The following is an 11,826-nucleotide window of genomic DNA, read 5'->3' as shown; positions in this document are numbered from 1 at the left end:
GCTTTGCCGACCAGCCGGGGAGTTGCCGCGTGCACGTTCAGGGTTATTTCGATCTGCGTTTTGAAACATTGCGCGACGCTTTTGCCGCGCTGTTCGACAACCCCCAGCAACGTGGCGCGGCGTTGTGCGTGCAGGTTGAGGGCGAAACGGTGGTCGACCTGTGGGGCGGCGTGGCCGACCGCGACGGACAGCAGGCCTGGCACAGCGACACGCTGCTTAACCTGTTCTCCTGCACCAAACCGTTTGCCGCCGTGGTGGTGTTGCAACTGGTCGGTGAAGGCAAGCTGGAGCTGGATGCGCCAGTGGCGCGCTACTGGCCGGAGTTTGCTGCCGCCGGCAAGGCACAGATCAGCGTGCGCCAACTGCTCTGCCACCAGGCCGGCCTGCCGGCGATTCGTGCCAACCTGCCGGCCGAGGCACTCTACGACTGGGCGCAGATGTGTGCCGCGCTAGCCGCCGAGCAGCCCTGGTGGACGCCCGGCGACGGCCATGGCTACGCGCCGATCACCTACGGCTGGCTGGTTGGCGAACTGCTGCGCCGGGTGACCGGACAGCCCCCGGGCGAGCTGATCGCCGCGCGTATCTGCCAGCCGCTCGGCCTGGATTTCCACGTCGGCCTGGCCGACAGCGAGTTTCACCGGGTGGCGCACATCGCCCGTGGCAAGGGCGACCTGGGTGATGCCGCCGCGCAACGTCTGTTGCAGTGCATGATGAGCCAGCCACAGGCAATGACCACGCGGGCCTTCTGCAACCCGCCGTCGATCCTTACCAGTACCAACCGCGACGAGTGGCGGCGCATGCAGCAACCGGCGGCCAACGGCCATGGCAATGCCCGCTCGCTGGCCGGGTTCTACCACGCACTGCTGGACGGCCAGTTGCTGTGCGCCGAGCTGCTCAACGAAATGACCCGCGAGCACGCCTGCGACGCAGACCGCACCCTGCTCACGCCCACGCGCTTTGGCCTGGGTTGCATGCTCGACCAACCGGCGCTGGCCAATGCCACCTATGGGCTGGGCAGCCAGGCCTTCGGGCATCCGGGGGCGGGCGGTTCGGTGGGCTTTGCCGATCCGCAGCGCGGCCTGAGCTTCGCTTTTGTCACCAACACACTGGGCCCCTACGTGCTGATGGACCCGCGCGCCCAGCAACTGGCCCGGGTACTCGGCGCATGCCTGTGACACGGCCTCTCGCCCTGCGTCGCGCATCCTTCTAGAATGCGCTCATTCCTTGCCTTGCGGAGCGTCACCCCCATGCGTCATTCCCTGCTTGTCCTGCTGCTGGCCAGCGTCACCCTGGCGGGTTGTGCCACGGAAAAAGCCCAGGCCCCCACGGCCAAGCGCAAGGCCCCGGCCACCGACTTGCACAGCCAGCAGGAGGCCGAGCAGGCCCGCCTGCAACGCTGGCTCGACGAGCACCAGCCGCGCCTGCAAGCCGCCGTCCAGGACAGCGCATTCGAGGTGCGCCGTGAAGCCCATGTACTGATCGTCACCGCGCCGGCCGACAGCACCTTCAACCCGGACCGCCCGCATATGCTGGTGCCAGCCAGCCTGGCGCCGCTGACCCGCCTGGCCAAGGAGCTGGAAAAGGACCCCGAGGCTGCCGTGCTGATCCTTGGCCATGCCGACAGCAGCGGCAATGCCAAGCACAACGACGAACTGAGTGGCCAGCGGGCCCAGGCCGTGGCCTCGATCTTCCGCCTGACCGGCTTCCAGCGTGACCGCCTGTCCTTGAAAGGCCTGGGCTCGCTGATGCCGCGTGCCGCCAACGACAGCCTGGCCGGGCGCAAGCTCAACCGCCGCGTGGACATGATCGTGACGCCGCGGCACACCCTGGAAGAGCGCCTGGCCTACTTCAGCCAGCCGCAGCCGGCTGCCCCGCAACTGGCCAGCGCCGATCTGCCGGCCAAGAGCGCTAGCAAGGCCAAGGCCAAGGCCAAGAGCAAAACCACCAGCCAGCCCTGAGTGATTGCCGCGGCCTTGTCGCCGGTCAATGGGCGTCGTGAAATTGCCGCTATGGTCAGCGCAGTAACAGGAGAACTTCCCGATGCAACAATCCCTCAGTGACATGCGCCGTGACTACACTCGCGACGGCCTGTGCGAATCGCAGGCACCGCTGGACCCCTTCAAACTGTTCCGCCAGTGGCTCAGCCAGGCCGTGGAAACCGAGCAGCCGCCGGTCGAGGCGAATGCCATGACCCTGGCTACGGTGGATGCTGACGGTCGCCCGCATTGCCGCGTGCTGCTGCTCAAGGGGCTCGACGAGCAGGGTTTCACCTTCTTTGGCAACTATGAGAGCGCCAAAGGCGAACAGCTGGCGGCTCGCCCCTTTGCCGCGATGACCTTCTTCTGGCCGGGCCTGGAGCGTCAGGTGCGTATCGAAGGACGGGTCGAGCGGCTCAGCAGCGAAGAGTCGGCGGCCTACTACCAACAGCGCCCGCTGGGTAGCCGCCTGGGTGCCTGGGCCTCGCCGCAAAGCCGGGTAGTGGCCGACCGCAGCGCCCTGCAGCAGCTGGTGGCGGTCACCGAAGCACGCTTTGCCGGCCAGGAACCGCCCTGTCCGCCGCACTGGGGCGGCTATCGCCTGCTCCCCGATCGCCTGGAGTTCTGGCAGGGTCGGCCGAGTCGCCTGCATGACCGTCTCAACTACCGCCTGAACGACGGGCAGTGGTTGCGCGAACGCCTGGCCCCCTGAGACAGACCGTGCTGCAGGCTGGCGCACAGTGGCTCAACGCTCTGCTGTTGCGCTATCGCCTGCGCCTGCTGTTCGCTGCCAGCGTACTGCTGACGGCGGTGCTGGGCTGGCCCAAACCGGCCCTGTGGCTGGCCTGGGGCAGCTTGTTGCTGGTTCTCCTGGCCAGCCTGAATACCCTGCGTCACAAGCGCACCCTGCGCGGGCTGATCGGCTTGCTGGGGCTGGCCAGCCTGGCCCTGTTGGTCCTGGAACGGGTACTGCAATGGCACCCGCTGTTCGGTCAGGGGGTGGGCATGATGGTCTTCTACCTGGCCATGGTGGCCTCGCTGTTCAACCGGGTCATCCATGAGCGCCCGGTCACCGGCGAGCTGATCTATGGCCTGCTGGCGCTCTACCTGTTGCTGGCGCTGGCCTATGCCATGGCCTATCAGTTGATCAACAGCCTGCAACCGGACGCCTTTCGCAGCCTGCATGGGCCGTTGCAGATCAATGACTTCGTCTATTACAGCCTGGTGACCCTGACCACCCTCGGCTATGGCGACATCCATGCCCTGGCCCCCGCCGCGCGCCTGCTGTCGGTCAGCGAGGCGGTGGCCGGGGTCATGTTCATCGCCATCGCCGTGGCGCGCAGCCTGATGCTGATCAACGACCGCGACGACAGCGCCTGACCGGCCGGCTCGCCTGGGCTCAGCGCGGCGCCGGCTGCGGGCGGATGCCGAACAGCAGCGTGTAGAGTACCGGCACGATCACCAGGGTCAGCAAGGTGGCTGCCGCCAGGCCGAACATGATCACCACGGCCATGCTCTGGAAGAAGCCGTCGGTAAGCAGCGGCGCCATGCCGAGGATGGTGGTCAGCGCCGCCATCGCCACCGGGCGTACCCGGCTGATCGCCGCATCCACCACACAGGCATAGGGCTCCTTGCCGCTGCCCAGCTGCAGGTTGATCTCGTCAACCAGCACGATGCCATTCTTGATCAGCATCCCGGACAGGCTGAGCAGGCCGAGCAGGGCCATGAAGCCGAAGGGAATACCGGTCAGCAGGAAGCCGGCGGTCACGCCGATCAGCGCCAGTGGCACGGTCAGCCAGATCACGCTGGCCTGCTTGAACGAGTCGAACAACAGCACAGTGATGATGAACATCAACAGGAAACCCAGCGGCAGCGCGCCGAATACCGCGCCCTGTGCATTGCTCGAATTTTCCTTCTCGCCGCCCCATTCCATGCGGTAGCCAGGGGGCAGGGCAATGGCTTCGATCGGCGCCTGCACGCGCGCCATCATCTGCGGCGCGGTCTCGCCACTGACGATGCTCGGGTCAGCCATCACGGTCAGCGTACGGTGCCGGTTGCGCCGCACCACCAGTGGGTTTTCCCATTCCGTCTCGAAGCGCGTGACCACCTGGCCCACCGGGATATAGGCGCGCAGCGCCGGGCTCCACAGTTGCAGGTTGTTGATCTGGCTGGCGTCCAGGCGCTCTTCGGCGGGCGGTCGGGCGATGATCGGCAGCATCCGCGTGCCATCGCGGTACAGGCCCACCTGCATGCCGGAGAAATTGCTCAGCAGCGTCTGGTCGAGGTCGTCCTTGTTGATGCCGGTGGCGCGTGCCTGCGCCTCGTCCAGTTGCGGGCGGATCACCTTGGTGCGGTTGCGCCAGTCATGCACTACACCGCTGGCCACCGGGTCGCCGCGCAGAATCTGCTCGGCCTGGTAGCCGAGCTGGCGCAGCACGTCGGGGTCGGCACCACTGAAGCGCACTTCGATCTTCGCGCCACCCCCTGGGCCGAGCATCAGCTGGCGAAACTTCAGGCGTACATTGGGCAGGGCGCTGCCCAGTTGCCCGTCGAGCTGTTCGATCAGCGGCAGGATATCCGCCTGGTTGTGGCTGCGTACCAGGATCTGTGCGTAGTTGGCGTAGCTCTTCTCCGGGTCGTAGGTCAGGATGAAGCGCATCGCCCCGCGGCCGATGGTGCTCACCGCACGATCAATGCGCGGGTCGGCGAGCAGCACCTGCTCCGCCTCGATCACCGCCTGCTCGGTGGCGCGGATATCGCTGCCCTGCGGCAACCACAGGTCGATGAAGAACATCGGGGTGTTGGAGGGCGGGAAGAAGCTCTGGCGCACCTGGCTGAACCCCAGCAGCGCGGCAAGCAGCAGCCCGGCGAGCAGTGCCAGGGTGAGCAGGCGGTAGCGCATGCACAGCTCCAGCAGCCGCCGGTAAAGCACGAACATCAACCCCTGGTAGGGGTCGCTGTGCGGCGCGCTGCCTTCGGCTATTTGCTCCTTGAACAGCAGCGAGCAGAAGAACGGCGTGATGGTGATTGCGGTGACCCAGCTGAGCATCAGCGAAATCAGCAACACCTGGAACAGCGAGTAACAGTATTCCCCCGTGGAGTCGCTGGACAGGCCGATGGGGGCGAACGCCAGCACCGCGATCACCGTGGCGCCGAGCAGCGGCAGGGCGGTCTGGCGCACGATGGCATTGGCGGCCTGCAGCCGGCTTTGCCCACGTTGCAGGCCAACCAGCACGCCCTCGACGACCACGATGGCGTTATCCACCAGCATCCCCAGGGCGATCACCAGCGCGCCCAGGGAGATGCGCTGCAACTCGATGCCCCACAGCTTCATGAAGATGAAGCTGCCCAGCACCGTCAGCGCCAGCACCAGGCCAATCAGCAGGCCGCTACGCGCGCCCATGAAGATCAGCAGGATGCCCACCACGATCACCACCGAGGCAATGAAGTTGAGCACGAAGCTGCGCACCGAACTGTCCACTTCCACGGCCTGGTTATAGAAAGTATCGATGTGCATGCCCGCCGGGCGCAGGGCATCCAGCTCGGCCAGGCGCTGCATCACCGCCTGCCCGGCGTTGACCACGTTGACCTTTGGTGCGAAGGCCACACCCAGCGCCAGGGCGCGCTCGCCGTTGTAGCGGTAGAGATTGTTCGGCACTTCGGCGTAGCCGCGGCGTACCTGGGCGATATCCCCCAGGTAGATCAGCTGGGTGGCCCCCGGCTCGCTGATCAGCAGGCGCTCCAGTTCGGCCACGTCTTGAAACTCGCCGGTAGGGTGCAGGCGGATGTATTCGCTGCCGGCACGGATGCTCCCGGCATTGGAAACCACGTTCTGCTTCTGCAGGATGCCGAATACCTGCTCGGGCGGTAGCCCCAGGGCAGTCAGCTTGCTGCGGGAAATCTCGATCTGCACCTCTTCCTGCAAGGTGCCGTTGAGACTGACCTTGCCGATGCCTTCCACCAGTACCAGCTCGCGCCGCAGCAGGTCGGCTAAGTCGCGCAGCTCCTGGTAGCTGTAGCCGGCGCCGCTGATGTTCAGCCAGATCCCGAACACATCGCCGAAGTCGTCGTTGACCACCGGCGTCTGCACGCCCGGCGGCAGGCGTGGCGCCAGGTCATTGACCTTGCGACGCAGCTCGTCCCAGATCTGCGGCAGGTCGTCCGGCCCATAGTGGTTCTGCACATCCACGGTAATCTGGGTCAGCCCGTTGCTGGAAATCGAACGGATCTTGTCGATATAGGGCAGTTGCTGGATGGCATTCTCCAGCGGATAGGTGACTTCCTCCTCGACCTGCTGAGGCGAGGCACCGGGGTACTGTACGGTGATAATCGCCGTCTTCAGGGTAAAGGCAGGGTCCTCCAGGCGGCCCAGCTCAACAAAGGCAATTAGCCCGCCCAGGCCCAACAACAGGGTGACCAGCCAACTGGTGACGCGCCGCTGGATGAAATAACCGGCCAGATTGTCCATTACAGCCCCCGCTCACGAACCCAGGGCTTGACCGCCGCACCCTCGCTGAGCTCGCGCCCGCCAGCGGCGACCACCTGTTCCCCGGCCTGCAGGCCTTCGAGCACCTGGATGCCGTCGCCACTGATCTGCCCGACCTTCACCGGCCGCTGGCGAACCCGCAGCACACCCTCGGCATCGGCTGCCGCCACCCACACCACCTGGCTGTCCGGCGCGCTATTGTCGGGGCTGAAAACCGCCTCGACAGGAATCAGCAACGGCACCTCGCGGCGCTCGTACAGCTCGGCGAAATCCACGATCACCGTAGCGCTCATGCCGGGCAGGGCGGTAAAGCCGCTGGGCGTGTCGAAGCTGACACTCACCTGATAGGACAGCGTCTTGGCATCCGGCACGGTGGAAAACTCCTTGAACTGGGCCTCGATCAGCTTGCCGTCGGCCCCCTCCAGGCGTACCTGCGGGCGATAGTCGCGCGCGCCGCGACTCACCCCGGTGAGCAGGTTTTCCGGAATCTGGAAACTGGCATCCAGGCGCTTGCCCGCCTGGATACGCGCCACCACTTGATTAGCCTGCACCACCTGGAAGTTATCCAGGTAGGTGGCGGCAATCACCCCGTCGAAGGGCGCGCGCAGCTGGGTGTAGTCCAGCTCCTGGCGGGCCAGCTTGAGCGCTGCCTCAGCCGAGCCCAGTTGGGCCTTCTTCTGGTCATACTCGGCGCGTGAGACCAGCTGGCGCTCCACCAGCTTGGCCATGCGCTGGAACTGTGCCTGGGCCAGGTCATAACTGGCCTGGCGATCCTTGACGCGCAGGTTGAAGTCGGCCGGATCGAGACGCGCCACCAGCTCACCCTGCTTGACCTGCTGGCCGGGGCGTACCGGCAGGGCCTGCAACTCGCCGGACACGCGGAACGACAACTCCGCCTCCTGGCTGGCCTGGATACGCGCAGGAAACTCACGAACCAGGCTACCGCCGAAATCCGCCACGCTGATCAGCTTGACCGGGCGCACCACCTCGACAGCGGCAGGCGGTTGCTCATTGCCACAGGCAGCCAATAACAGGGGAAGCACAAGGACGGCAAGGCGGGTGGGACTGGACATGGTCTCTCCTGAGAGCGCAAGGAAACAGTGGCCTGTGCCACACAGGCTGGCAAAGCATGGCTGATCGCCGCGCGCTCAGCCAGTCATCCGTGCGCACAGCGCCAAGCCATTCCCGCCAAGGCCCGCGACTGCGCCTGGCCTTGCACCCTGCGCGCCCATGCCGCAGCACTGGGCGGGCCGGCCCGGCTTGTGCTTTGCCGGCCGAGAAATTAACGTCCCAACCTAGCGGGCCTTGCTGCCCACCTGCGCAAAAGGACGTGCATGCCCATTCCCAGCCATCAGGCCCAATTACCTCCACCACCGCTGCGTAGCGCGCCGCACCGTCTGGGCAATCGCCTTGCCTGTGCTGGCCTGCTGACGAGTGCTGAGTATCCGTACAGTGGTAATGCTTGCACAAAAAGAAGAAGTCGCCCGAATACGGCATGGCGCCAAGCGTGCGAGGTAATGCATTGATTGTTAGGGATTTTTTGATTTTGCAGGGTGAGCGAATGCGGACTTATGAGGAAGTCGCTACTATCGCGTTAGTAAAGAACACCATCTAATCACTGTTAGGGAAACTCTGAAGAAGACTTCCTGATTTTGGCAAAATGTCTGGACTCCACCCGCCGAGTTTTCCGATGAAGCAGATGACCTTCGCCGACGCCGAGTACGCCGGCAAGCGCAAACAGACCCGCAAAGAGCTGTTCCTGATCGAGATGGATCAGGTAGTGCCGTGGAAAGGTTTGGTCGCTCTGATCGACCCGCACTACCCCAAAGGCGAGGGTGGTCGTCCGGCGTACCCGTTGATGGCGATGCTGCGCATACATCTGATGCAGAACTGGTTTGGCTACAGCGACCCTGCGATGGAGGAAGCGCTGTACGAGACCACCATCCTGCGCCAGTTTGCCGGACTGAGCCTGGAGCGCATTCCGGATGAAACCACCATCCTCAACTTCCGCCGCCTGCTGGAGAAACACGAACTGGCTGCCGGCATCCTGGCTGTGATCAATGGCTACCTAGGTGACCGAGGTTTGTCGTTGCGCCAAGGCACTATCGTCGATGCAACGCTGATCAATGCGCCAAGTTCGACCAAGAATAAGGACGGCAAGCGTGACCCGGAAATGCACCAGACCAAGAAGGGAAACCAGTATTACTTCGGCATGAAGGCGCATATCGGCGTTGATGACGAGTCCGGCCTGGTGCACAGCGTGGTGGGGACGGCAGCCAACGTTGCAGACGTTACCCAGGTCGACAAACTGCTGCACGGTGAGGAAAACATGGTCGGTACCGACGCGGGCTACACCGGCGTAGAGAAGCGCCCGGAACATGAAGGCCGTGAGGTGATCTGGCAGATCGCGACCCGTCGTAGTACGTACAAGAAGCTGAGTAAGCGCAGCGCGCTGTACAAAGCCAAGCGCAAGATCGAGAAAGCCAAGGCCCAGGTGCGTGCCAAGGTCGAGCATCCGTTCCGGGTGATCAAGCGCCAGTTCGGTTATGTGAAGACGCGCTTCCGGGGGCTTGCGAAGAACACCGCGCAACTGGTGACACTGTTCGCGCTGTCGAACCTGTGGATGGTGCGCCGGCATTTGCTGACGAATGCGGGAGAGGTGCGCCTGTAATGTGGGAAATGGCCGCTGCGAGGTTATCGCGGCGGCCAGAAACACTGAAATGAGCGGGTGATCTGATCGTTTTTGATTGGTTTGCCGCTTTCAAAATCGGCGACGGCTGAAGTCGACTGAAAATACAGGACTACTTCAGACCATCCTTAGGCGAGAAGAGCATAAAAGGAAGTATTGATGAAATTAGATAATGTGAATATTAAGGATATTACATTTGGGCATGTTATACGCTTGATTCGTGAAATCGCCATCATAGGAGTTTCATCATACTTAGCTATTCGTATTTTTAGTGGTGACTTGAGCTTGGATTTTACGAAACTTTCACCATCCGAGCTGGTTTCTATATTGTTGGCTTTTTTCTCAATTGCTTTGGCAGCTGCGTTTTATTTTGCTGCAACAAACGCTAGTAACCAATTTTACGACAATATTAATAAGTTCAATAAAGATACATCAGAGCTTCTTGGCCGGTTAGACGAACAGATTAAGCATGTAAATACACGCCAGAAAGAGCTGGGAGATAGGATTGATAAAAGGTACTTGTCCTCAAGTGATCATGAGGAAGAGTCAAAGCGCAAAGAGAATGAAGAGCAAATAGCTGAAGCACAAGCTAAATGGCAGGAATCCCTAGATAAAATATTGAACTCTGCAACGATCGAACCGGAGGAAAAACAAAGGCTGGAATCTGAGCTGAAAAGAAAAGATGAAGAGTTAAATTTTCTAAGGGAAGAACAAGCAAAAATTGAAGCCAAGAAAATCTTTCAGTTAAAGAGTTATTTCCGTCGCAAGATTGAGAGTTTTAATTTAAATGAAGCAGCTACATATAGTCCTGATGAACTTCTGTTTTTACTTATAAAGAAAGCAATTCCTCCAGTACGTAGAGATATGTTTAAGTACGGGCTTATAGAAAGTGAGCAACCTGTTAGTCCCGAACAAATAACTATAAAAGGCCAAGAGTTTATATCTTCAATTGTGTCTAGAATGCTGGAAAACGATGCCTAACAAATTGCTGCACTCGGAAAAATTACTCGCTGCGCTCCTAATTTTCCGGTGAGCAAGGCGTTAGGGAAGGTCTGCACAAATGAGCACTGACCATGATTGGGGGCACTGATATGAGCAGAAAGGCGGCTGGACGCACCTCTGGACAGCGAAGAAACTCAGGAATCGAAATGCCGTGCTGGAACTGAATCTGGTTGAAGGCCATGGTGCTCACCCCACTGTAAGAGGACTCCAGGTTAGTGGGGTACAAGCTCATGGGGCGAGCCTCGCTGAGGCAGGTTTCTAATCAGGCCTTGTTTAGTGAACGGTTTTGTTTAAATTTCTAAATCGGGTTTTCGATTTGACCCGCCCCCTTTTTAGCATCATGAAAAACACGGGCATTTCCGCGCTGACTGATATGACAAAAATCGACGATCAATCTCCCGAAAGCACGCAGGCTGCCCGCTTGCGAGATACTTTCTTCAACACCCGGCAATCCATCAATGAACAATACGGACTGACCTGTTGGGGACGCGACGGGGACGACCGCCTATGGTCTATCTGGCGTGACGATGGCGACGTTCAGCTTACGCCCTGGCAGGATCTCGGACCGCACGGCCTGATCTGGGTTGTATGGGCGGATGAGCATGATCCTGAAAAACTGGTATTGGCGCTGGAGCGCCGGGATGACGACGCGCAACCGCCGATGGCCGAGGTTTATCTGCTGCGTCTCCCCGATGGTGAACGCGCGTCACAACGTTTGTCTGCGGATTATTCGGTGCAGGTGGAAGCGTTTCCATACGCTGACGGACAGGTGTTGCTGAAATGGCTCCCGCATGAAGAAGATGCTGATATGCGGACAGGTTTTGGTCTGATGGATCTTGAATTCCGGGAGCGGGTGCCGCCAATTGCGCACGCCCCCAAGGTGGTCTGGGAGCACCCGCATCTGGTTCGTTATCTGGTGCGAGACGATGCAGGCAAGGTTGCCTGGGCGGTGAGCGACGTTCACACAGGTCAACAGGTGATTCCACCCGTTTATGAGGACCTCACCCTGGATGTTGATCGCTGGATCGGCAACCGGCGGGAAGGCGGGTGTGACGTGTTGTCGCTGGATGGTCGACGGCTCATGCACCATGACCATTGGCTGCACCCGGGGAATGGTGACGGAAGGTGGTTTTTTGAAAAAGACGGGCTATGGGGGTATGCATCACCGGATGGCCATCCGCTGGCGGAACCCCGCCATGAAAGCCAGCAAGCCCTGTGGGACGAGCCGGTTGCTCTCGGGACGCTGCTGTTTCCCGCTGAGGGCAACCGTTGCACAGTGCTGCCGGCATCGCTACTGAAACGCTTGCGCGCCGAAGCGGCAAAGGGTGGAACCACCTACAAATTCGAAGGATTGGCCAATGTTTGCCCGCCCCTGCCCGGCGATGGCTATGTCGATTTGTGCCGCGCCTTGATGCCAGATGGCCATAAGGCTCTGCTGCTGACGCTGCGTTACGAGTCTGAACGCTGGCTGGTGCTGACACACCCCTGGCAAGGACTGCGCACCGGCAGTCTACTGAGGCTGGGCGCTCCGACTGTAGCGGGAGACACACCCTTGATCGCCTGCTTGCCGGAAAGTGGCGATGAGAGCTTTGTGCGGGCGATCGTTGATTACTGTTAATGAAACGGCGTACGCACTGAGCAAAGACACCTCTCCACTCCCCCCACCCCGACCG

The 11,826-nt window shown here is 61.4% G+C and carries 9 protein-coding genes; 7 read left to right on the top strand and 2 right to left on the bottom strand.

Annotation, left to right across the window (positions count from 1 at the left end):
• The first annotated feature begins 29 nt into the window (after window positions 1-29).
• From CFY91_RS10080 to CFY91_RS16095, 4 genes are all read left to right on the top strand, one after another.
• The gene (locus tag CFY91_RS10080; protein WP_093986321.1) at window positions 30-1,175 is read left to right on the top strand and encodes a serine hydrolase domain-containing protein; all 1,146 of its coding nucleotides are present in this window, start codon (window positions 30-32) and stop codon (window positions 1,173-1,175) included.
• A gap of 72 nt (window positions 1,176-1,247) precedes the next feature.
• A complete protein-coding gene (locus CFY91_RS10075; RefSeq protein ID WP_093986228.1) occupies window positions 1,248-1,958 on the top strand; it encodes an OmpA family protein in 711 nt (236 codons plus the stop codon).
• Between the two features lie 82 nt (window positions 1,959-2,040).
• Window positions 2,041-2,688 (top strand): pyridoxamine 5'-phosphate oxidase, encoded by a 648-nt coding sequence (gene pdxH / locus CFY91_RS10070; protein ID WP_093986227.1) that lies wholly within the window; start codon window positions 2,041-2,043, stop codon window positions 2,686-2,688.
• Between the two features lie 8 nt (window positions 2,689-2,696).
• Window positions 2,697-3,356 carry a potassium channel family protein gene (locus CFY91_RS16095; protein ID WP_170307371.1) on the top strand — a complete coding sequence of 220 codons (660 nt, stop codon included), beginning with the start codon at window positions 2,697-2,699 and terminating at the stop codon, window positions 3,354-3,356.
• Window positions 3,357-3,375: 19 nt separating this feature from the next.
• Here CFY91_RS16095 and CFY91_RS10060 read toward each other — a convergent pair whose 3' ends face one another.
• On the bottom strand, window positions 3,376-6,444 hold the full coding sequence (locus tag CFY91_RS10060) for an efflux RND transporter permease subunit (protein ID WP_093986226.1): 3,069 nt from the start codon (window positions 6,442-6,444) through the stop codon (window positions 3,376-3,378).
• Window positions 6,444-7,535 carry an efflux RND transporter periplasmic adaptor subunit gene (locus CFY91_RS10055; RefSeq protein ID WP_093986224.1) on the bottom strand — a complete coding sequence of 364 codons (1,092 nt, stop codon included), beginning with the start codon at window positions 7,533-7,535 and terminating at the stop codon, window positions 6,444-6,446. The genes CFY91_RS10060 and CFY91_RS10055 overlap by 1 nt, the downstream gene beginning before the upstream one ends.
• 617 nt (window positions 7,536-8,152) lie before the next feature.
• Between CFY91_RS10055 and CFY91_RS10050 the strand changes: the two genes are divergently transcribed.
• The 3 genes from CFY91_RS10050 (at window position 8,153) to CFY91_RS10040 (ending at window position 11,771) form a co-directional block, all read left to right on the top strand.
• Window positions 8,153-9,133 (top strand): IS5 family transposase, encoded by a 981-nt coding sequence (locus CFY91_RS10050; RefSeq protein ID WP_093986223.1) that lies wholly within the window; start codon window positions 8,153-8,155, stop codon window positions 9,131-9,133.
• A 177-nt stretch (window positions 9,134-9,310) separates the two neighbouring features.
• The gene (locus CFY91_RS10045; protein ID WP_093986222.1) at window positions 9,311-10,132 is read left to right on the top strand and encodes a hypothetical protein; all 822 of its coding nucleotides are present in this window, start codon (window positions 9,311-9,313) and stop codon (window positions 10,130-10,132) included.
• Window positions 10,133-10,469: 337 nt separating this feature from the next.
• Entirely contained in the window at window positions 10,470-11,771 is a 1,302-nt protein-coding gene (locus CFY91_RS10040; RefSeq protein ID WP_133063682.1) for a hypothetical protein, read from the top strand.
• Window positions 11,772-11,826 lie beyond the last annotated feature (55 nt).

Source organism: Pseudomonas fluvialis (genome assembly GCF_002234375.1).
GTDB lineage: Bacteria > Pseudomonadota > Gammaproteobacteria > Pseudomonadales > Pseudomonadaceae > Aquipseudomonas > Aquipseudomonas fluvialis.
The sequence above is the reverse complement of the archived record's forward strand: the minus strand, read 5'-3'. Positions and strand labels throughout refer to the sequence as shown.